We start from the raw sequence: 22,419 nt of genomic DNA on the forward strand, positions 1-22,419 counted from the left end.
CACAAACTACCATTCCTACTGATGCACAACCTGCGTTGTTTTTCTTCAAAAATTTAAATAACATTTTTATCTCCTTATGATAACTCTAATAATTAATTCTTTTGTTTACCGTTTTGTTGTTTTTCAAAATAATCAGATCAATTATGCTGACCATTTTTTTCCTGAATATCCAATAGATCCACAAACTACCATTCCTACTGATGCACAACCTGCGTTGTTTTTCTTCAAAAATTTGAATAACATATCTGTCACCTCCTTCAACCTTTGGATTCTCTAGAAAAATCCAGCTTTAATTTTTTATATGATCATTTAAAATGTCATAAATTTTTTTGTTGGAGCTAAGTCCTGTTAATATATTCCAGTTCACATAAAAATATATTATCTCTTCATTTTTCAGTAATAGTCTTATTGGTCTGGCTGATTTTCCAAAAACCATCCTATTTTGAGTGGCAAAATTCACCGAAGATACCACATCATCATTTTCCAAGGATATATCTTCAATTTCATCAAATTTTATTGTTTTATACCCTTTAAATTCTATGTATTTATCTGACAAAACAAACTCTCCATTGTGTTTAAACAAATTTTTCGCATTAAATCTTGTCATTATATTTTTATTTTCATTACAAATTTCTTCTATTGAAGAAGCAATATATTTGTCCATTAATCTATCCTGTTATTAAATTATTCATAACTTCATCAAAAAACCCATAGTACATTGGGCAGAACGGATCCTTACTTGTTATTTTGTCAGTATACAAGTAAGCTCTTGCTCGACATCCACCACCACATATATATTTGAACTCACATTCTTTGCAGCCATCCATATCGTCTACTTCTACTTTGTATTTTCTTTTGGCATTATGTACAAGCAAACTCATAACGTCTTTTTCCAACAAATTTCCCATTTTGAATTCATCCTCCATTAGCATATGACAAGGATACAAGGATCCATCAGTTCCTACAGAAATCAGTTGTTCTCCTGTTCCACAGTTACATTTTCCTTCAAGGCAATCTTTAAGAGGAACATCTTCCACTTCTATTTCGTTAACTCTATAGTAGTCGACAATTTTTTTGAGATCATCTGTAATCAAAACAAATTCTCTGTTTTCAGCATCAGGTTTTACTGTAAATAAACTAAAACTTATATTTGTGCCTAGTTTTTTCGAAAGTTTAGTGTACTCATTAATGTAATCCACGTTTTTGTGATTAATAGTTGGAAGTATGGATAAAGTAATGTCTAATCCTTTTGCCCTGTCTATAAATTCCATTATTCTATCAAAAATTTTGTCTTCTCTTAGGAACGCTTTGCAATCTGAACTGTAAGTATCCAAAGATACCGAAAGAACGTCAATGTATGGGGCAATTTTTTCTAACATATTAAAATTATGTACAGTACCATTAGTTATTACAATTAAATTATCTGGTTTTAGTTCTGTTTTGATGAGTTCTAGTATTTTATCCAAATCTTTTCGTATCATTGGCTCTCCGCCAGATATAATAATATTTTCTAGATTTAAAGGTTTTAAATTACCAAGCACTTTTGTTAACTCATCAAATGATAGCTCTTTCTTATCACATCTCTCATCTTCTGAATAACATCCCTTACACTTCAAATTACATCTGTCTGTTATGTGTATGTAAGCATTTTTAACATTGAATCCTTTTGTAAACTCATTAACTTTTTTTATGAATTCATTCTCTACTAAAAACTCATACAAATCCTTATTGACATTTTTATCTTGTAAAATTTCCAGATAATCTTCATAAGCTTTATCGTCAAGCCCTAATACAGCTGAGTTTGCTGTATTAATCAGAAGATTTGCTCCGTTAAATTTTTCTGTTTTAACATTAGGATTTTTATACATATCTTTCACCTGCTTTTTCTTTTATTTTTAAAAATATTACTATCAAAGAAAATACCAAGAAGAAATTAATCAAACCCGTTGTCAGTACCGACTGACTGCTTACAGCGTTAATTTGTATTGAAGAATTGTTAGATAAATTCTGAGAATTTCTAGCTATAGCTTCAAAATCCAAATTGATCAATTTTATAAAAATCAAATAACAAACTGAATATACAAGTGCAAAAACCCCAGATCCTATTATTTTTACTTTATCGTTTTGAATTTTTAAGATATTTATAAGCGAACAGCCCATTATTGATGAAACCAACGCCGGTAAAATAGCTCCAAAAACTAAAAACGTCACAACATTTAATGAATTTACAGTCGTTGATACTTTTACTATCAAAAAGCTCAGCGCTACTGAAGATATAACCAAAACTAAAATATTTTTTTTCATAAATCCTCCTAAACAATCATTACTAATAAATTGTAGATTGCGTGTATGACAATAGGTAAGCTTAAACTTTTTGTTTTGACATAAATCCCCGATAACATAAGCGCCAAAGGTAGTCTGATTACTAAGTTTGTTAAAAAATCTTCGTTATTATGAAGGATAAATGCGAAAACAATACTTGATATAGCACAAGAAATAATGATACTCATTTTTTTAGATAACAGACTAATTAAAAGATGCCTGTATATGTACTCCTCGCCTGTGGCAACAATTAGATAATGTACTATCCAAAACCCCTCAAATGTCATATCAAGTTTCGATCTAAATATTAAAAGATAGACGGCTACAAAAGATATAAAAATTACACTTGAAGTTTTTAAATATCTGAATACATCCAAATTATCTTCAATATTGAGATATTTTAATAATAATTTTGGAAGTATAATAAATGAAATCACAGTTGGTACTGTCAACATTAAAAACGGATTAGATACTTTTACATACGATAAAAGAATTATAAGCGTTAACAGTGATAACAAATTGATGACTACCAACGACATCGCTATTACTAAAGGATTTTTCTCATTTACATTTAAAAAACTAAAATCATAATTTCTACGTTTTTTTATCTCCATACACCTCACCTCTACTTTCAAATTGATTATACAATGGATTTTTAATTGGATTTTCAAAATGTATTAAATAGCCTAAAAAGTTGTATTAAAAAAACGAGCATCAAAAATTAGTTTTTAATCTAATTTTCAATACTCGTTTAATTCTTCAAATTTTTATAAAGAGCTTTGATTTTGCAGTTTACAAGGTACAATAATCAAAACTTTAAAAAAGTCATCTTCATATTTAAAATTATAAAATCCTTTTAATTTTTCTAAACGCAACTTTATACTCTTTATCCCAACTCCAAATCTATCCGATTTGGAAGACTTTATAAAGTCTTTCGAGAAATCTTCTTCAAGTTTTTCAGAAGGATTTTCAGTATATACATATATTTTTTCATCTCGATATATCAGTTTTATTATAATCGGAGAGTCAACATCTCCAAGTCGTTCAACTGCCTCAATAGCATTATCTATTAAATTTCCTATTATCGCAGACAAATCTATCGAAATTTCCTTGATATTTAAGTCCTTTGGGATTTGAAGAGATATTTTATGTTTGATATTTAGTTGTTCCATTTTTTTAATTTTCATGCTTAATAGATAGTCAATCTCTGTCAGTCCACTCAGATAAGTTGGATAATCTAATTTTTGTCCGACTATATTTTCAATTTGAGCTATAGCAAGATTAGTGTCACCACTTTTGATATTCATATCAACCTGAAGCAAAGTGTTTTTTAAATCATGTTTTAATCTTCTAAAATTCGCTTCATTTTCTATCTCTCTTTTTAGGATTTTGTTTTGTTCATCTATAACTTGATATTTAGACAGAATCAAGTTCTTTTCTTTGATTTTCCTGTGAAAAAAAACATAACAAAAATCCGAAAGAATCGCAACGAATATTAAAACAATACTTACTTTATAAGAATAATCTCCTAGTACCATGAGCATTGCAAGGTTGCAAAGAAATACAATAGTAAGAATCAAATATTCAGTATTGTCCAAGTCAAAATTTTCGTAACTGCCATCTTTTATGAATTTTATGTACACATAAAACAATATCAAAAAAGCTAAGTACAAAATTATGTAATAAAAAGAAAAATCTATGTCGAAAAAATCCTTGTATATGCTTGAATACGAAAAGCTTAGTCCAACAATTTCGTATAAAGTGAAATTACAAATAAAACTAATGACATAAAATACTTTCTTGTAGGCTGTCCCATCAAAAAACATAAATGAGATAGCCAGATTTGCGACAGTTAAAAACGACAATTTAAGAAAAGTAGAATTTCCCATGAATTTATCCAGAAGTATAATAATAAAAAAGCTGAAGAAAAGAATACTATTTTTCCTTATATTGATAAAATATTCATTAAAAAAAACATAAGAAATTGTCGTTTGCAAAAACACAATAACTAAAAATGTAACCAGAACTTTAATAGCTGTGATACTCATATTCCGACCTCTTTAGAAATAAAACTAGAATACAAATCAATGACACTTTTCTTTCTGTTTTTACTAATTGGTAATATTGAACCATCTATCATTATTACCTCATGAGCGTTTAAAATCTTGACTCTTTTTAAGTTGATAATGGTTCCACTGTTTATCTTAACAAAACTTAAAGGATTGAGTTCTTTTTCTATATTCTTGATTTTTCCATAAAATACTTTCTCATCTAACTCATTGTTAGTTTTCACCCTTAATTTTCTCCCCGATTCCGAGAATATAGATATTATAGACGAACTATCTATTTGAATATGATCCTTGCCTTTTTTAAAGAATACATAACTATTGGAATTATTTATGTATTCAATAGCATCATAAAAAGCTCTGGCAAACTTTTTTATATCAATAGGCTTTAACAAATATCGAAAAGGTCTAACTTCAAAAGATTCCAAGGTATAAGTTTCGTAACTTGTAACATAAATTATCAAAACTTGTTCGGAGAGCTTTCTGAGTTCTCTAGCCGTTTGAATTCCATTAAGTCCTGGCATTTCAACATCTATAAATAAAATAGATGGAAAATCTTTCACATCTATCAATCTAAGTAGTTCTTCGCCACTTAAATAAGCATCTATATCAGGTTTAAAATTGTCTAATTTTTGAGATAAATCATATATCATATCTTCTATTAAATTTATATGTTTAAGATCATCATCACAGATAGCTATATTCATTGTGCCTCCTAACATAAGTTTTTTATGTACTCAATTTGCACTCTTGATTCATTGTTATTCTTTTTTTATTATATAAAATTCAATTTTCAAATTCAACACAAACTTTGTCATTATAATCTCATTTTGTTGCATTATTCAAACAAAAGAGCGGCTGTCTATTTTTAGTGATTCCCATATCAAGTGTAAATGTCCTGCGTTTTGTTGCAATGAAAAAAGAGCATCACGTGATGCTCTCATAATTTATTTTACTAATTTTTTAAGTGGTGTTTTCTTCAATGTTTCGAAAAATACTTCATTTTTGCCGAAGAACAATATCAATGTGTAGCCTATGACGCTGATGAAGAACACTGCCAACAAGTTAAGTGTGTAATGTGTGATAAATTTTGTAACTACAATTTTTGTCAAAAGTATCCACAACGCACCTGCGACTGCGAATTTCGCTGTGTAGAATAACTTGTCCATTTCGAAATAGAATCTCGCTTCTTTGAATTCAAATAAACACACAAGAACTACTACTAATTCCGAAATCGCAGTAGTCATTGCTGCACCATTTTGTTGCCAAAGTGGTATGAAAATTAGGTTCAATCCTACATTTACGAAGGCAGATATCGTCGTCGCTTTCAAATTCAACGCTTCTTTTCCCAATGGAACGTTCATGCACGTTGTGATTACACCACCTGTTATTGCAAAAAACACCGATACGGCTAGGATTTGCAATGAAAGTGTGGCTCTGATAAATTTTTCTCCAGATAGAATGTAGACGATATTTTTGGATAATACGCCAAGTCCCATACACATTGGTATCATTAGTAATAGTAAGAAACTTGAGATTTCTGTCAACAAATGTCTGAATTCTGTCTTGTCATCCAATGTCGCAGCTTTTGATAATCTTGGAATTGTAACCATGTAAATCGCGCCGAGCATTTGTTTTACAACGGAATACACCTTTACGCTTACTGCATATAGTCCTGTGTAAAAATCTCCCGAAATCCATCCTAGCATTGTCATGTCTGCGCTGACATACACCAAAACTGCGATACTATTTGAGAAGAATAGCATTATAGGCTTCAAGTGTCTTTTCAGATTTAGTTTGAGTGTTGGTTTCAAACTTACATATCTTCTTACATGTAACATATTTGAAATGCACACCAAACCATTTACGAAAACCGTAAGTCCAGCGTATTTTAAGTAATCTTCTTGGGTTTTTACTACGAAAAATAATAAAATTACACCAATAGTTTGAATTATGATGCTTCTAATTGTAATGTACAAATAATCCTCGTGGATTGCGTTGACCCATTCAACTCCAAGTGTCGCGAAGATTATGCTCAAACTTTGAATGAAAACAAGCGTTGCATAGTCGTGCATTTTCACAGAAACTACGCAGAATATGAACAAACAAATGTAAGAAATCAACGTAGACAACAAGTTGATGGAGAAAACTTCCCTCGAAAATTGATTGAGTTTTGTTCTATTTTCTCTGTATTTGGAACCTTCTCTGACTGCGTAATTGGTAATTCCAAGCGATGCAATCAGCATGAATATTTTAATAATTGAATCCCCGTAGCTTACCTTTCCCATGTTTGCTACTTGCAAAATTCTCGTAGCGTAAGGAAAAGTTATCAACGGGTACACAACGCTCAGCCCAACTTTTATAAGATTGAGCATAGCGTTTAATTTAAGTGATTTTTGCTTTGCCAAGTTCTTCCTCTCCCATGTGCAAAATTAATACTTACTATATTGTATCACACCTAGCTAGGTAGATTATTACAACATTTCAAAATTTCCAACAAAAAAATAACCGCCAGTTCTGAATAATGGCGATTATTTTCCAGGTAAAACCTGTATGGACTTTGCTAAATCTATTATACCACAATTTTTTAAAAAATGTTATAACATTTCAATAAAAGCACCAATTCTTGTATTTAATTGTCCGATATCTGATTTTGAGTAATCAGTTTCCACAGCAATGTATGGAACATTTTTCTTATCGTTGCAGAATCTCTTAATTGACAAACCTTCAACTTGGTAAGGAGTACAAGCTTGTAAGTGCATGTCGATAACACCATCAACCTTGTATTCGTCGATTAATTTATCCAATAACTTTAGTCTGTTTTCGTTTGGACTCACACATGCACACCCGATGTTCATGTATTTTCTAGCAATCGCATCAATCATGTCTGAATTATCTGTATCGACATTCTCATCGATAGCCTTTGCACCGCCGCAGTTTTCGTAGCTGACAACAACAGCACCGTTATTTTCAACAGCTTCGATAACTTTTTCAGTAGCACCGCCGATTGGACAACCAGTAATCAAAATTCTTGGTTTGCCACTGATGTGCTTGTGTTCAGACATAACCCTAGTTTTTAATTCTTCAAGCATTTGTGGAATTTGTTCCTTATCGAAATCAAATTGCACACCATTTAATACATGCCACAATTCTCCACCAGTAATTGGCAAATCATCAGATTTCATTATGGAATAAAAATCTTTCACAGCTGATCTTTCGGCGTTTTTCACCTTGATAGCGTGCTTTAATCTTTCGTCAGTGATTTCAACACCGAATAAATCTTCGATAGTTTTAATCATCTTTCTGATTTCTTCTTTCCACAAAACAAGCCCTTGTTCGCTGTTTTTATTAGGAAGTTCCATAACGTGAACTGGCTTGAATTCTCCCAAATATTCGTACATCTTCTTCTTGCCATCGCAAGTAGTTTCTCCAACAACCAAATCAGAGAAATAGAAGAACGGACACTTATCAGTCAACGCAAAACCATAAGAAGATTTGATAAGTGGGCATAAGTTTTTAGGCAAATCCCTCTCAGCATCTTGAATAGTTTCGTCACTTGTAGCACACAAGCTAACACAAGTAGCACCAGCTGCAACAGCTAACTCTTGTGGAAAAAACGTACAAAAAATTCCTATAACAGGAATATTCTTATCCTTTATTTCTTTTACCTTTAAAAAAGCATTTTGACGGCTTTCTGCAAAATCGTTAAAAACTTCTGGTAATTCCTTCTTTAAATCAACCATCTAATCACCTCGTAACAAATAATATCATTTAATCAATAATATATCAAAATGATAATCGTTATTTATAGATTTTTTCTATAAATGACCTCCCTCACCTCTCCCATAGACGATTTTGGGAATAAAGAAGGTATTGTCTTAGATAGCTTCAGAATACACAAAGCAGAAAACCAGTTTGCACGAATATCTAGACTACGGTACAGAAAACACAAAAACTCGTAAATCGCTCATCTGTCTACAAAAATTGTGCAGTTTGAGCGTTAGCGAGTTCACAATTTTAGGTTCACAAGCGATGAATTTATCAATTTTTGTAGTCTAGATATTCGTTCGTATCGGTGTCTATTTTTGCTTTTATTGAAGATATGTTCGTATCTTTACTGCTTATTTTTTCAATTCTCCCAACACTTCTTCAACAGTTTTCTTTTCAGAATAAGGTGTCTTTTCATTTCCTTTGAGCTTGATGAAGTTTTCTTGTCCTTTTCCCAAAAGCAAGACAAAATCTCCCTCTTTTGCCATTTCTATCCCATGTTTAATGGCAGATTTTCTGTCTTTGATTCTGACATATTCACCGTTTTCTTCTTCAATCCCTTTTACGATGTCATCTGCAATGTTTTCGTATGTGTCGAATTTTGGATCGTCAGTTGTCACCACCGAGAACACGTTGTTTTCAGCGGAAATCTTTCCGACCTCGTGTCTGATTTCACTAGTCCTGTCGCCACTCATCCCATAAACTGCGATTTTTCGTTTGTCGTTTGGCACAGATTTGTAGATATTTTCAAAAGCTTTTGGAGTGTGCGCAAAATCAATCACAATATTTATTCCCATGTCATTTTTCACGAATTCGAATCGCGCCTCAACTCCTGTAAAACTTTCCAACGATTTGGCGATATCTTCCAGTTCATATCCCAATAAATTCACCGCAACAATCGCAGCCACAGCATTGTACACATCAAACAGCGCAAATCTGTTCAGTATGAATTTTACGTTTTTGATTTCAAAATGCATCTTGCCGTCAATCAATTCGACATTTTCAGCCCTAAAATCAGATTCATTTTCAAGCGAGAATGTGTATGCGTCTTCAAACCTCGCCTTCGCTTTTCTTCCGTATTCGTCATCTACGTTTGCGATTTTTTTCTTAGCATTTTCGAACAAAATCATCTTAGCATCGAAATAATTCTCCATATTTTTGTGAAAATCCATGTGCTCCATCGATAAATTGTTAAACACAGCCACATCGAAATCAATCCCGTCTAATCTGTGCAAATACAATCCGTGGCTGGAACATTCCACAACAGCGTTGTCGATTTTTTTGTCCACAGAAAGCTTCAAAATCTTGTTTATCTCGCAAATTTCCGGCGTCGTGTTTGGCGTTTCGTATTTTTCTTTCGCGATAAAAGTTCCGTTCGTGCCAATGTTTGTGCATGTTGAATCCAAATGTTCCAAAATATGACTAATCATAGAAGCTGTCGTCGTTTTGCCATTTGTCCCAGTTACTCCAATCACGCGAAGCTTCTTTGATGGAAAATCACACACCACATTTGAGATTTGTGCAAGAGCAACCCTTGCATCGTCGACTTTGATGTAGTTGATGCCGTCAATTTGTGTAACATCTTCTGTTACTACAATAGTGTTTGCTCCGTTTGCAATCGCCTTGTCGATGAATCGGTGTCCATCAAATTCCATCCCAGAAATCGCCACGAATACGCCGCCTTTTTCGATTTTCCTGGAGTCGTTCGTCACATTTGTAATCTCATCGTCGTTGTTTTTGGTGTAATCTATATAATCAATTTTATCTATAATATCAGTTAAGTTCATTTATTTTCCCCTTTGGTTTTCATTTATATATTATTATATAACATAGGGCTACATATTTAAAAACAAAAACTGACCACACAGTCTAGCCAAGTGGTCAGTCTATAAATTTTATTATTTCATAAAAGCTACCGCAGCTGCTACTGCTACGATTCCAACTATAAGTACGAAAACAAGTCCTGAAACTATACTTACTATCGCTGATTTTACACCTACTGCAAGCATTCTTTCATCAGAAATTCTGTCGTAGAATACTGCTGAGTAAAGGATAACTCCAACTATCATGCCTACAATTGGTGGAAGGAACGTTGTTGGAAGTGCCATCAACAAAATGTTAATCAACGCTTCAACTGCTACATACACTCCAAGTCTTGCATCTCTTTCTACAGGATTTGGAATTGGTTGCATGTCTTTTTTAGTGAAATGGAACATAAGTCTACTCACTAAATAGTAGAAAAACATCGATATAACAGCCAAAATAATATTATATGCCATTGGATTTAGTCCTGTTTTTGATACTTCTTCTAACTGTTTCAATTGTTCAGCGTGAAGTTTGCTTTGAACAATTGATGCCACAAATGTGAACACTCCGTACAACAAGAACAAAATTACAAATGCACCCTTTTTATTGAAATTTTCAATAAGTCCGTGAAGCAACGAGAAAACTTTTTGGCAGAATCCTGCATAACCAGTGCTATTTCTTTGAGTGTAATCTTCAATGTGTTCTTCTTCATCATCTTGACCTTCAAAGAAAAAACTATCGTCTGTTTTTTCGTAATGATCTTCTTTCTTATTAGAATAATTGTCTTCTTGTGAAGCTTCAAAATAATTGCTATTTCTCTCAGAATAACTGTCCTTATCTTCGCTAAATCCTCCTCTTACATCTTCTTTTTCATTAAAATAGTTGCCGTCTTTAGTGTATTCACTGTCATCATTTTCAAAGTTTCTGTAATCTCTGTCGTCTGACATATTCTCCTCCTACTTATTATTAGTCTTCTTTTTCATCCTTCTCGTCTTGTTCCAACAAAACCTTCTTCCATTTGTCTAGTTGTGATTCTTCTTCCTTAGAAAGTTTTGGTGTTTGTGGATCCAATTGTTTGAACAAATCCAACATAACCTCACTCACAACAAATCTTGTAAACCACTTGTTGTCAGCAGGAATTACATACCATGGAGCATAATCTGTCGAAGTGTGCTCCAACATATCCTCATAAGCCCTGTGATATTCGTCCCAGTTTTCTCTTTCCAAAATATCACTTGCTGCAAACTTCCAGTGTTTTTCCTCTAAGTTTATTCTGTCCAAAAGTCTTTCTTTTTGTTCATCCTTAGACACATGCAAGAAAAACTTCACAACTTTGATACCATTGTTATCCAAATATTTTTCAAATGCGTTGATATCCTCAAATCTTTTATTCCAAAAATCATCGTCGTTTTTTTGATTAACCAAATTGTGAACTCTTGTCACCAACACATCTTCATAGTGAGATCTGTTGAAAATCCCAACTTCTCCATAAGCTGGAGTAGCCTTTCCAATTCTCCACAAATAATCGTGATCCAATTCTTCAGTAGAAGGTTGCTTGAAGCTTGTAACCTTACAGCCCGCAGGATTAAGTGCCGTGAACACTTTTTTAACCAAACTATCCTTGCCTGCAGCATCCATAGCTTGAAGCACAACGAGAATTCCTCTCTTGTTTTCAGCGTATAATTTTTCTTGAAACTCAAACATTTTTTTCAAGTTTTGTGGAAGAATTTCTTCCTTAACTTCTTTTTTTGAATAAGAATCGTCTTTTCTTGTGCTAAATTTTTCCAAATCAACTTTTTTGTTAGGTTTTACCCTGTATTTTTTAATATCCATAACTTACTTCCTTTTTAATATAGTTATTATATATTTATCCAAATGGGCTAAAAATTAAACAATTTCATTTATTGAATTAATTATATCATTTGTTCAAGTTTTCTTCAATAGTTTACTATCACATTAGTATTACGTAAAATTTATTTGACAATCGCCATTTTATATAATAAATTCATATTAACAGAAAGGAGATAAAATATGAAAATATCAATATTGAATTTAATACCAAGATTTATAGATGAAACCACTCAACAATCCATCAATCGTGGGTTGGAGCTTGCAAAATGGGCTGACGGACAAAACTTCGAAAGATATTGGGTAGCAGAACACCACAATTCAAAGTCGATTTCCTGCTCAGCAACGGATTTGATTATCGGATATATTTTAGAAAACACTAAAAGAATAAAAGTTGGAGCAGGTGGCGTGATGTTACCAAACCACACACCATTCCAAGTTGCAGAAAGATACGGAACGCTTGAAACATTGTATCCCGAAAGAATTGATTTGGGAATTGGAAGAGCGCCTGGAACAGACATCGAAACAGCGAAATTAATCTATCGTGACACATACAAAGAAGATAACTTCAAAGAAGCCATCAGAACTTTATTAAGCTATTTTGAAGAAGAGGCAGAAAATTTCACCGTGCGTCCATATCCTGGAGTTGGCACACACGTTCCAGTGTATATTTTGGGAAGCTCCATGACATCAGCTCACATCGCAGCACAATTGGGACTACCTTATTCATTTGCAGGACATTTTTCGCCAAACACCGTTGATGTTGCACTCAAAATCTACCGCGAAGAATTCGTACCATCAAAATATTTGGATAAACCATACGTAATGCTTGGAGTATCTGCAAACGCAGCCTACGAGAAAGACGCCGCAGAACACATCAAACAACAAGCCATCTCCATATTCTTGCAAATCCAAAACAGAAACAACAGAGATGCATTCTTAAAAGCAGACCCTAACAACAGCCCAGAACTCACATCAATCGAAAAATTCATTATAAGAACTGCCCGTGGACTCCGAATCGAAGGAGATGTGAATTCTGTAAAAGACCAATTCATGGAAATAAAACAAAAATACAACCCAGACGAAATCATCGCCGCATCCTACATTCCAGATTTCAAATTATTAAAAGAAAACTATGAAATCATACAAGATTTGGCTTTGAACGAATAGAGTTTATTGAAAAACCATCCAGAAAATTCTGGATGGTTTTGTGTTGTAATAAAAAATCAGGAGATTACTCCTGAAATATGAAATAATTTAAGTAGTAAACCGTTCATACTAAAAAAATCAAACCATCATGCACTAATATCTGATATTCGTGTATGATGGTTTATCTACTATTGTTCTGCTTTTATAAATGAAAAACTTTAAGGCAAATCTTGAAAGTTCTACATTATTTCGTCTATTGTTGGGATGGATTCTCCCGATCCTTTTCTCGTTACTGTTTTTGAAGATACTTTTGTGGCAAATTCCATCGCTTCTTCGATGGATTTTTTTTGATTGAGCATGACTGCCATCGCTCCGATGTAGCTATCTCCTGCTGATGTTGTGTCAACCGTATCTGCCTTGATGGCTTCTTGTTTGATGTGTTCTGTTTTTGTAAAATACTCAGAGCCATTTTCTCCCAAGGTTATTATTACAGATCCTACATTTTTGTCCAATAATTCATCTGCTGCTTCTTTCAAGTTTTTTTTGGTTGAATATCTCAAAATTTCATTTTCATTAGGCACGAACAAATCCACTTTGTCCAATATATTTTCCACTTCAAACTCACTTGGGGCAGGGTTTAATATTACAAAAACTCCTTTTTCTTTCGCTTTTTTAATAGCATATTCATTGACTTCTTGCGGAATTTCCATTTGCAAAATCAAAATATCGCATTCATCCAAAAGTTCGATGTTATCGTCGATATCTTGGATTGTAATCGCATAATTTGCCCCATGATCCAAAACTATTTCGTTTTGTCCAGTTTTATCCACATTTATTAGCGCAGTTCCTGTGTCCACATCTTTTTTGATGATGTTTGATGTGTCCACGCCGTATTCCTTCATATTTTTGAAAATAAAATCAGCGTCCATATCATTTCCCACACACGCAAGAAACTTCACATCGCCACCAAGTTTTTGACAAGCAATCGCTTGGTTAGCACCCTTGCCCCCTACAGATCTACTTTTTGATATGGACGATATTGTCTCTCCAGGTTTCGGGAAATTTTCCAAATTATATGTAGTGTCTACATTCACGCTTCCTATAACTAAAATTGACATAAATTTCTCCTCAAATCTTTGCATTTTAAGATAATTATTTGAAATTATCAGTTGATAATCTATCTAATATTATACAATACAATTCGATTTTTGTAATTTGCAAACAAAAACAATGTGACTTAATCTAAAATCCAATCACATTGTTTTGTTAACTGAGTTTATTTGTATAATTCTATGCTTTTTTCTCCGCCTATAATTATACCTTCTTTTATTTTGTTCTCTCTCAAGTATTGTTTTACTGATACAGATGCTTCATCTTTATCTATTAGAATTATTGGTGCTTGTTCTGCCTTTGATAGATAAGGTGCTATTAATGCATCTGGGTATGCAGTTTTGTTTGCAAATATTACTTTATCAGCGGTTTTATTTACAGCTTTTGCTACTTCTAATGCTGTGTCTACTCTTGTTCTTCCTGCTATTCTGTCTACTTTTAGTCCACTGTTTTGTAATTTTTCTTCTATTGCTTCTGATACTTGTGTTTTTCCACCAATTATTGTTACTTTTTCAATTCCCCAATCTTTGATTGCTTTTTCTGTGATTTCGTTTAATTGGTCTGATTGTGTCAATAGTATTGGGATGTTTAGTTTACTAGCTAGGCTTCCTGCTGTTAATGCGTCAATATTATTGAATCCATTTACAAGTATTATTTCTTTTTTGTTAGTTGAGTTTGCTCTGATTTGTTCTCCTAGTTTTACTGCTGTTTCGAATCTGTCAGCTCCTGCTATTCTTTGTGGTTTTATTCCTAGTTGTTTGATTTGATCTTCAACTTTTTCGCTAACTACAGTTTTTCCACCTGCGATTATTATTTGAGATGGGTTAAGTCTTTTTATTTCTTGAAGAACTTCATCCATTATTGAATCTTTTTCTACTAGAAGTGTTGGTGCATTCTTTCCTACTCCGTATGGTGAAGATGCTAATGCATCTACCATTTTATCGCTTGATGTTAGTATTACTGTGTCTGCTTTTTCGAATAGTGTTTTGCTTACTTCTACTGCTGTTAGTTGACGATTTCTTCCTGCTATTCTTGTTGATGGTATTTTTTCGAATATTTCTTTTAGCGTGTCTGTGTCTTTGATGTCTTCTGTTGGATTGTCTTTCAAAATTATCTTTTGATTTACTAATGATTTTTCATTATTAAATTTCAAGTGGTCAGGATTTTCGGTATAAATCTTAACTACAACAGGCTTTTTGTCTGTTGTTTCTGCATTTCTGAAAGCAGTATCAGAAAGTTTCTTCAAACTCTTTGGTAAGTTTGTTTCTTTAAGCAAACTAAATCTAAATGCAGTGTCGCCGATTTCTTCAATTCCTTCTTCCAATGTTAATTTTTTAAGTCTCTTCCACTTAATATTGTGTGCAAAAGCTTGATTACCAATCTTCTTAACATTTCCTGGAATTGTCAATTCTTCAAGTTGGTGACCTGTGAATGCTCTGTGTTGAATTTCTTCTACTGTTTTTGAAATAGAAAGTTCTTTCAATGGTGCACCTTGGAATGCTGATCCTTCGATTACCTTGATACCTTCTGGTATTTCAAGTTTTTTAAGTTTAATATTTCTTGCAAAAGTACCATCTTTAATCTTAGTCATGTTTGGAGAAATTCTAAGTTCAGTAATTTGATTTAACGAGAATGCTCCTCCTTCAACATCTGTCACAGAATCTGGTAAGATTACTTTTTCAAGTCTATTTCCATTAAATGCAGATCCTCCAATATATTCCAAAGTTTCTGGAAAATCTACATTTTTGAAATTATTTAATCTGAATGCATCTTCTTCAATTCTCTTAAGATTCTTTGGTAATTTAAGAGATTTCATACCATTAGCAGAGCTTACAGTATCTGTACCGAATTTAACTCCAGGATCTTTTTCTAAACTGAATGCTGATTTGCCAATCACTTCAATATCCTTGCCATCAGGATTTTTATCTGGAAGAACCAAATCTTTGTTTACTTTGAACTTAGTCTTACCACTTTCGCTAAATCCTGTAATAGCATTGTCTTTGTATGTGAAATCTTCACTTGTGTAAAGCACATTTTTGTTGATAACCAAGTTATCCATAGCCTTATCCAAGTTTTCTTGTGCAGCCTTCACTTCATCAGCTGTAGAATCCAAGTTTGCTAGAACTTTCTTAGCTTTGTCAAGTTCCTTCTTCATAGCATCGTAGGATTCTTTTTCGAACATTTCCGGAATTAATTCTTCCGCTTTTTTGATGGAATCTCTGAGTTTTGATCTATCTGGTGCTGATTGTCTCAATTTTGCTTCAGCTTTTACCAAATCATCAAATGCCTTGTCTGTTTGTTCTTGTGTTGATTTTTGGTCTTTGAATATTGCTTTTGCTTCTTCTAATACCTTGTCGAATTCTGCCAACACATCTTTCTTGTAATCTTCTCTTACAATTGATTTAACAGCTTGTAGTTCTTTGAAAAGTTCACTTCTGTTTACATCTGTAATCAACACAACTTTGTGATATTCGTTTTCTGGAACAATATAACTTGTAGATTGCAAATGTTCAGGATTTCTTGTTTCAAGTCTTACAACACCTTTGTTTTCATATCCAGGATTATTCATGAAAACAAAATCTCTAAACTTAAATATAGAGTAAGGAAGTTTAACAATTTCTAGCTTGTTTTCAGCAAAACTATAGTTGTCTATTTGAATCATATTTACATCATCAGATATATCAAGCTTACTAATTTCATTGTTCATGAATGATCTGCTACCAGTTTTCCACACTGTGCTTGGAATGGAAACTTCTGTAAGCTTATTGTTCTTGAATGCAAATGATTCAATAGATTTCAAACCTTCTTCAAACTTAACCTTAGTCAATCCTGAGTTTTCGAAAGCAGAATCTTTGATGATGAATTCTACATCAGATTTTAGGAAAGTTACACTATTAATTTTGATATCTTTGAATGAATTTTCCTTAATTCCTTCTACTTGTTTAACTTCACCGTCAATATTAACTTCCTTTGGAATAACCAAATCAGAATTCTTAGCTAACTTTGCTTTACCTTTTTCAGAGAAACCAGTAATTCCGAATCTGTAAGTTTCTTCTTCCATTCTTCCCTTGTATTTGAATTGTCCATAAGTGAAATCTTCTTGTGACCATTCAGTTACAGTAGGTTGTTCTTCAGATTCTCCAAGTTTAACAGTTAGTTTAATCATTAAATTCGTAGCTGAATTATTAACATTTGGTGATGCATATCCTTCGATCAATTCAAATTCTGGAAGCTTGTCTTTATCAATATTTGCTGTTACTTCAAATTCTTTTGTTTTGTCAAATTTATCCAAGTTCCAAATCTTTTCAAGAACAACTTCTTTATCATTTAAGCCTGAACTGTCAGCTTTGTTTACATAATTTGCCACAAAATCTGCGTCAATATTTTCATTAAGCCATTTTTTAAGTTCTTCCTTGCTGTTAACATTAACTTCTACTTTACCCAAATCAAGATATTTATCTGCATCAGCTATTCCTAAAGAGTTAAAATTAATTTTAATCTTTTTGAAAGTACTTTCTGACTTTACAAATTGTATTACTTCTCCATTTAATCCAGAATGTAAATTAACAGTATTAGAATTCCTGTCACCTTTTAACAAAAGTCCAGTTACACCTGATTTATCAAAAGCAGATGTCATAACAGTCTTTACTGTTGATGGAATTGTGATTTCTCCTGTTAATGAAGAATCTTTCATAAAAGCTCGTTGACCTATAAATTCCAATCCTTCATTTAATTCAACTTTGCTTAAATTATTATTCGCCGCAAAAGCCATACTATCAATTTTCTTAACAGTTGAAGGAAGCTTGATAGTTGTCAACAGATTAGCTGTGAAAGCTCCTTGTCCTATTGTTTCAACACCTTCTGGAATAACAACTGAAGTTAGTTTTTTCTTTCCAAAAGCTTGCTTACCAATAGTCGTTACAGACTTTCTATTAATTTTTTCCGGAATAACTACATCAGTAGCTGTACCCTTATATTTTTTAATAGTACCCGTACTTGCATCAAAATCGAAATCACTTTCAGCAGCGACCTCTTGTTTTTGTGGAACACCACTTGCATATATGTTTACAGGAGCAAATCCTATAACCATAGCGAAGATTAGTATCCACGAAATAATTCGTTTTCTATTCATTTTTCCCCCTTTTGATATTTAGCTATAATTTTCTTCATAAAACCATCATTCTTTAATATACCCTTTTGTAAAATATGTAAACTCTTTAAGTTTAATTATTAAAATAAATCTGGATTAAATTCCTTTTTTTGTTCAATTTTTGAAATATTTAACATAAAAAACCTCCGATAAATTACCAAATATATGAATGGATATTTCTCAAATGGGTATATTATTAAATAAGAAATATTAATAGGAGGAGACTATGGACGATAAGAAACAAGATTTTAAACAAAATCTGAAAAGTTATATGTCTGACGAAAAAATTGTTCACGATGATAGTTATTTTGAAGCAAAAACTGAGAACGACGCAGAAAATAATGCTGATGTTAATAAGGTTTTGGATGAAGAACAATCAAAAGAAGACATGTTTGAAAAGATTAACCAAAAATACACTCAAAAAGAGCGCAAGGAAGATAACGAGGAATACGAAAACTACAAGCAAAACGATTCACCTGATTGGTATTTAAGTTGTGTGAAATTCATCAATGGATTTGCCCAAAAAATCTACGATTTTTACGCATCTACAAAACACGGAATCATTTATTCATTTTTAACATCAGGGTTAATCGCGGCTTTGACAAGTGCTATGTGGGTTAGTGTTACAACAAATGGTTCTCTTGGAGAATTGTCGAAAGTTTTCCACAGACCTACAATTTCTATCATGACTTTGATTTTTGTACCATTAATCAACTACGCGATGACAAGGTTTATATACATGTTTACGAAAAAATACATGCGACCAACTCCACCACCTTGCACAAGAGATATTAAGGGCGGGGTGTTTTCGATAATTAATGGATTGTTCATGTTCATACTTACACCTTTGGGATTTATAGGAAGCATCATTGGTTGCTTCACAGGAATGATAGCTTACTCTGCAACTTTCTTGGATTTAACATTGGAAAAAGATAGCTTCAAAGTTGGTTTGAAATCATTCTTAGCACAAATTATTATCAGAGTTATCGTATTTATCTTAGAAATTTTATTGGTAGCTTTGGTTGGTATTTTGATTTACAACTCTTTTTCTAATATGATTGGATAAAATTTACCCGACCTTTTTTGAGGTCGGGTTTTTGTGTGTTTATTTTTAAAAATAAACATCGAAAATCTAATTTACCTTGTCAGCTAAAATACGTCCGTTTCTTGAATGCTTTGTTTTACTGGGTTATAATAAGTGTATACATTAAGAGGAGTTTTTATGGAAAAATTTTATGGTGAAGTGTTTTCACGTTTGCAAAAACATATTAAAACAATAGAAAAGAAACAGGGTGCGTGGATGTTCACGCTGATTATTTCAGGAGTAATTAGTCTCGTTTCATTTATGTTGTGGATGAGGATAAGTCCTCCCAATTCGTCGCAAGATTTTCTGAGTTTATCCCTTCCATTGTCGTATTTTTCAAAGACTGTTATGACACCTTTTTCGTGTGTGTTGAGTTTTTGGATTGCGACAAGTTTTTTGAAAAAAGATATGGTGACTAAGGTTTCGAATTCAGAGTTTTTGGCAAAGGCTAGTGTGTACACTTTGATTACAATTGTTCTGTCTTCGGTGTTTAATACGAGAATGCCGATTGTAAGCGTGATTGTAAATGTGATTTCGGGTTTTGTGTACAGCGTTGTGATGTATGACAAATTTAAGCCTTCTTTTTTGAACAAGGCTACTGTAACGGCTGCTATTGTGAAGATTGTTATGAGTGCGATTGGTTTTCTGATGGGTACAACTTTGTTGTTCTTCATCGTTTTGAATTAGTCGTGTGTTAGTTGGAAATTAATAAGGAGTGTTTTATGAAAAAATTGGTGGCTTTGATGCTTGTGTGTATGTTGAGCTTTCCTGTGGTGAGTATTGCAGACAAGGATAGCCCAAATGAAGGGACTTCGGAAAAGGTTAAAGCAAGTACAAATGAAACGAACGTAAATAATACTAACGAAAAAACTAAAAATGAGAAACAACAGGAACAAATCACTACTAATGAAGATGGTGTGTTCAAAAATGTTATTCACCAAAGGTTCCAAGGAGAAAACAGAGCGAAGACTGCAGTGAATGTGCAACGTCATTACTTTGCAAATACGAACAAGGTTATTCTTGTAAACGACAACGCATATCCCGATGCAATCAGTGCAACGAATGTGTCTATGGGCAAATACCCACTTTTGTACACTGGCAAGAATTCATTATCCGTTGAAACGAAATCAGCGCTTGACAAGATGTTCTTGGACGAGATTTATCTGATGGGTGGCGCAAATACTATCAGCAAAAAAGTTGAAAATAAATTGAGAAAGAACTTCCCACACGCCAAAATCACTAGAATTATGGGAAATAATCGCTACGACACATCAGCAGAATCTGCAAAAACACGTGCAAATACTACGAATTTGATATTTGCCGCAGGGACAAATTATGCAGATGCATTGTATGCTACAAGCCTTGCAGCACACCAAAACGCCCCAATCTTGCTTGTAAGTAACGAAGGATTGTCACAATCTACGAGAAAATTTATACAATCAATCGGAAATATCGACAATGTAACCATCGTCGGTGGAGAAATATCTGTAAATCAAACTGTCAAAAACCAAATCGAAAATCTGACTAAAAAACGTGTCACAAGACTTGCAGGATCTGACCGTTACGCATCAAGTGTTGAAGTTGCAAAAAGAGTGAATGCAAATCCAGCGGAAGTTATCACTACAAGCGGTGAAGTGTTCGCAGATGCATTAGTATCTTCTACAGTCGCTCAAAAAATCAAAGCACCGATACTACTTGTCAAAAAAGATGTCCTACCACTATCAGTTAGAGAATATATGAAAAACACTACATCCATCTACAAATTGACTACAATCGGTGGATACAACACAGTTACCAAGAACAATTACTCCACACAAGTAATATTGATATCGGGACTAGACATCGACAAGCCACTCTTGGATAAACAAGGAAAAGGGCTCATCAAAGCATTCACAAAAGATTACAAAAAATACTACGTCCTTCCTAATAACAAATACTACAACTCAATCAAAAAATACGAGAAATTATTTGTTTATTTGAGAGATGCATTGGCTGAAGATTACAGACCATTGGAATAACCTTAAAATAACATGGAAATAAATTAAACTAAAGAGGACAATTTGACCTGAACCCCAAAATCCGGAATACGGATGGAGGGGTTTTTTCATGCCAAAAAAATAGGCGAATTGTCTCGCCTATTTAAAAAACAAATAATTTAAAATAAACATCGTAACCACCGACAACAAGAATCCAAGCTCTGTGACTCTAAGTTTGGTTTTCTTATAAAAATCAGACGAAATCACAAAAGCTGGGCCAATCGCAGTGTACATAATTATAGATTTAATCAACTGCTGATTGTTCGTCACAGCACTCACAACGACGTATGTAAACACTGGAATTATCAGCAAATTCACAACAGTAAGCATAATGGATGTCAAATCAAACAAACTTTTCATATCAATGCTCGATACTGCAAGTGCAAATGCTATTATAATCACAACTGAACTTGTCGATTGAATAATTTTTAGAGGAGTTAGCATGTATGAGAACTTGTAAATCGCACAAATACAAAAAGCTACGGAAAAACCCATCGCCATCAAAAAGTCTGTCACATTGAAAATTCTCTTGTAAAGCATGTACACAAGATAAATCACACAAGAAATTATAATCAGATTGTTCATAATATTCTTGTCCATAACATTTTGCAAAAACGGCCTCATCACGATAATATTTGAGAAAATAAACGCAGGTTCCAACGAATCCTTATCCTTCGTGTTGATTTGGAAAATCATCGTCATAATCTTGGACAATATCCACAAATACACAAAAAATACACCAAGTTTGATGTTGAAATTCTTGTACGTAAGTTCACTCAAACTAATCGCAATATTCGCCGGAATAATTACAACGTAGATTAATTTCGAAAAAAATGCGACAATTTGTTTTTCATTTGAAATCGTTCTGGCAAACAAAAATATAATTGCAAACACCACCAGAACGCTAATCCAGTAATTAAAATAACTCATACTATCCTCCAACTTTATTATACCATAGCATAATAGTAAATATGAGAAAAAGCAGACGTGGCATTTATTGAAATAATTTATAAATAGGTACTTAGCATGTGTGACTTTTTTACAAATATATATTATTATATATATAACTAGTATTTGATT

18 protein-coding genes are annotated in these 22,419 nt (G+C 32.9%); 4 read left to right on the forward strand and 14 right to left on the reverse strand.

The window, feature by feature from the left end:
- Positions 1-289: 289 nt before the first annotated feature.
- From ACLUJM_RS07130 to ACLUJM_RS07180, 11 genes are all read right to left on the reverse strand, one after another.
- Complete coding sequence (locus ACLUJM_RS07130) at positions 290-664, reverse strand: hypothetical protein (protein WP_094209093.1); 375 nt, start codon at positions 662-664, stop codon at positions 290-292.
- A gap of 4 nt (positions 665-668) precedes the next feature.
- On the reverse strand, positions 669-1,868 hold the full coding sequence (locus ACLUJM_RS07135; protein WP_412412517.1) for a radical SAM protein: 1,200 nt from the start codon (positions 1,866-1,868) through the stop codon (positions 669-671).
- Positions 1,861-2,304, reverse strand: a complete 444-nt coding sequence (locus ACLUJM_RS07140) for a hypothetical protein (RefSeq protein WP_412412518.1) — start codon at positions 2,302-2,304, stop codon at positions 1,861-1,863. Before ACLUJM_RS07140 ends, ACLUJM_RS07135 begins: the two co-directional genes overlap by 8 nt.
- An 8-nt stretch (positions 2,305-2,312) precedes the next feature.
- Positions 2,313-2,936 (reverse strand): CPBP family intramembrane glutamic endopeptidase, encoded by a 624-nt coding sequence (locus ACLUJM_RS07145; RefSeq protein ID WP_412412519.1) that lies wholly within the window; start codon positions 2,934-2,936, stop codon positions 2,313-2,315.
- A 153-nt stretch (positions 2,937-3,089) separates the two neighbouring features.
- Positions 3,090-4,370 (reverse strand): GHKL domain-containing protein, encoded by a 1,281-nt coding sequence (locus tag ACLUJM_RS07150; RefSeq protein WP_412412520.1) that lies wholly within the window; start codon positions 4,368-4,370, stop codon positions 3,090-3,092.
- Positions 4,367-5,095, reverse strand: coding sequence for a LytR/AlgR family response regulator transcription factor (locus ACLUJM_RS07155; RefSeq protein WP_412412521.1), 729 nt, complete (start codon positions 5,093-5,095; stop codon positions 4,367-4,369). The genes ACLUJM_RS07150 and ACLUJM_RS07155 overlap by 4 nt, the downstream gene beginning before the upstream one ends.
- Before the next feature lie 240 nt (positions 5,096-5,335).
- Positions 5,336-6,796: a flippase gene (locus ACLUJM_RS07160; protein ID WP_412412522.1), complete on the reverse strand. Its 1,461-nt coding sequence runs from the start codon at positions 6,794-6,796 to the stop codon at positions 5,336-5,338.
- Between the two features lie 189 nt (positions 6,797-6,985).
- Positions 6,986-8,131, reverse strand: a complete 1,146-nt coding sequence (locus tag ACLUJM_RS07165; protein ID WP_412412523.1) for a double-cubane-cluster-containing anaerobic reductase — start codon at positions 8,129-8,131, stop codon at positions 6,986-6,988.
- Between the two features lie 378 nt (positions 8,132-8,509).
- Positions 8,510-9,943 (reverse strand): UDP-N-acetylmuramoyl-L-alanyl-D-glutamate--2,6-diaminopimelate ligase, encoded by a 1,434-nt coding sequence (locus ACLUJM_RS07170; protein WP_412412524.1) that lies wholly within the window; start codon positions 9,941-9,943, stop codon positions 8,510-8,512.
- 111 nt (positions 9,944-10,054) lie between these two features.
- Positions 10,055-10,909: a beta-carotene 15,15'-monooxygenase gene (locus ACLUJM_RS07175; RefSeq protein ID WP_412412525.1), complete on the reverse strand. Its 855-nt coding sequence runs from the start codon at positions 10,907-10,909 to the stop codon at positions 10,055-10,057.
- A gap of 19 nt (positions 10,910-10,928) precedes the next feature.
- Entirely contained in the window at positions 10,929-11,795 is an 867-nt protein-coding gene (locus tag ACLUJM_RS07180) for a polyphosphate kinase 2 family protein (protein WP_412412526.1), read from the reverse strand.
- Positions 11,796-11,993: 198 nt separating this feature from the next.
- On the opposite strand from ACLUJM_RS07180, the gene ACLUJM_RS07185 reads away from it, so the two are divergent.
- Entirely contained in the window at positions 11,994-12,980 is a 987-nt protein-coding gene (locus ACLUJM_RS07185; protein ID WP_412412527.1) for an LLM class flavin-dependent oxidoreductase, read from the forward strand.
- A gap of 218 nt (positions 12,981-13,198) precedes the next feature.
- On the opposite strand, the gene rbsK is transcribed toward ACLUJM_RS07185, so the two are convergent.
- Positions 13,199-14,077: a ribokinase gene (rbsK, locus tag ACLUJM_RS07190; RefSeq protein WP_412412528.1), complete on the reverse strand. Its 879-nt coding sequence runs from the start codon at positions 14,075-14,077 to the stop codon at positions 13,199-13,201.
- 158 nt (positions 14,078-14,235) lie between these two features.
- Positions 14,236-18,201, reverse strand: coding sequence for a leucine-rich repeat protein (locus ACLUJM_RS07195; protein ID WP_412412529.1), 3,966 nt, complete (start codon positions 18,199-18,201; stop codon positions 14,236-14,238).
- 244 nt (positions 18,202-18,445) lie between these two features.
- Here ACLUJM_RS07195 and ACLUJM_RS07200 point away from each other — a divergent pair, with 244 nt between their 5' ends.
- From ACLUJM_RS07200 to ACLUJM_RS07210, 3 genes are all read left to right on the forward strand, one after another.
- Positions 18,446-19,285, forward strand: coding sequence for a hypothetical protein (locus ACLUJM_RS07200; protein ID WP_294684944.1), 840 nt, complete (start codon positions 18,446-18,448; stop codon positions 19,283-19,285).
- Positions 19,286-19,441: 156 nt separating this feature from the next.
- Positions 19,442-19,990 carry a hypothetical protein gene (locus tag ACLUJM_RS07205; RefSeq protein WP_294684943.1) on the forward strand — a complete coding sequence of 183 codons (549 nt, stop codon included), beginning with the start codon at positions 19,442-19,444 and terminating at the stop codon, positions 19,988-19,990.
- Between the two features lie 35 nt (positions 19,991-20,025).
- Positions 20,026-21,321: a cell wall-binding repeat-containing protein gene (locus ACLUJM_RS07210; protein WP_294684942.1), complete on the forward strand. Its 1,296-nt coding sequence runs from the start codon at positions 20,026-20,028 to the stop codon at positions 21,319-21,321.
- Between the two features lie 117 nt (positions 21,322-21,438).
- On the opposite strand, the gene ACLUJM_RS07215 is transcribed toward ACLUJM_RS07210, so the two are convergent.
- Positions 21,439-22,269, reverse strand: a complete 831-nt coding sequence (locus ACLUJM_RS07215; protein WP_412412530.1) for a hypothetical protein — start codon at positions 22,267-22,269, stop codon at positions 21,439-21,441.
- Positions 22,270-22,419 lie beyond the last annotated feature (150 nt).

This window comes from Finegoldia sp. (assembly GCF_046991905.1).
Taxonomy (GTDB): Bacteria; Bacillota; Clostridia; order Tissierellales; family Peptoniphilaceae; genus Finegoldia.

Coding starts and splice junctions, on each gene's coding strand:
- ACLUJM_RS07130 (WP_094209093.1), bottom strand. CDS start 664: ATGGACAAATATATTGCTTCTTCAATAGAAGAAATTTGTAATGAAAAT.
- ACLUJM_RS07135 (WP_412412517.1), bottom strand. CDS start 1,868: ATGTATAAAAATCCTAATGTTAAAACAGAAAAATTTAACGGAGCAAAT.
- ACLUJM_RS07140 (WP_412412518.1), bottom strand. CDS start 2,304: ATGAAAAAAAATATTTTAGTTTTGGTTATATCTTCAGTAGCGCTGAGC.
- ACLUJM_RS07145 (WP_412412519.1), bottom strand. CDS start 2,936: ATGGAGATAAAAAAACGTAGAAATTATGATTTTAGTTTTTTAAATGTA.
- ACLUJM_RS07150 (WP_412412520.1), bottom strand. CDS start 4,370: ATGAGTATCACAGCTATTAAAGTTCTGGTTACATTTTTAGTTATTGTG.
- ACLUJM_RS07155 (WP_412412521.1), bottom strand. CDS start 5,095: ATGAATATAGCTATCTGTGATGATGATCTTAAACATATAAATTTAATA.
- ACLUJM_RS07165 (WP_412412523.1), bottom strand. CDS start 8,131: ATGGTTGATTTAAAGAAGGAATTACCAGAAGTTTTTAACGATTTTGCA.
- ACLUJM_RS07170 (WP_412412524.1), bottom strand. CDS start 9,943: ATGAACTTAACTGATATTATAGATAAAATTGATTATATAGATTACACC.
- ACLUJM_RS07175 (WP_412412525.1), bottom strand. CDS start 10,909: ATGTCAGACGACAGAGATTACAGAAACTTTGAAAATGATGACAGTGAA.
- ACLUJM_RS07180 (WP_412412526.1), bottom strand. CDS start 11,795: ATGGATATTAAAAAATACAGGGTAAAACCTAACAAAAAAGTTGATTTG.
- ACLUJM_RS07185 (WP_412412527.1), top strand. CDS start 11,994: ATGAAAATATCAATATTGAATTTAATACCAAGATTTATAGATGAAACC.
- rbsK (WP_412412528.1), bottom strand. CDS start 14,077: ATGTCAATTTTAGTTATAGGAAGCGTGAATGTAGACACTACATATAAT.
- ACLUJM_RS07195 (WP_412412529.1), bottom strand. CDS start 18,201: ATGAATAGAAAACGAATTATTTCGTGGATACTAATCTTCGCTATGGTT.
- ACLUJM_RS07200 (WP_294684944.1), top strand. CDS start 18,446: ATGGACGATAAGAAACAAGATTTTAAACAAAATCTGAAAAGTTATATG.
- ACLUJM_RS07205 (WP_294684943.1), top strand. CDS start 19,442: ATGGAAAAATTTTATGGTGAAGTGTTTTCACGTTTGCAAAAACATATT.
- ACLUJM_RS07210 (WP_294684942.1), top strand. CDS start 20,026: ATGAAAAAATTGGTGGCTTTGATGCTTGTGTGTATGTTGAGCTTTCCT.
- ACLUJM_RS07215 (WP_412412530.1), bottom strand. CDS start 22,269: ATGAGTTATTTTAATTACTGGATTAGCGTTCTGGTGGTGTTTGCAATT.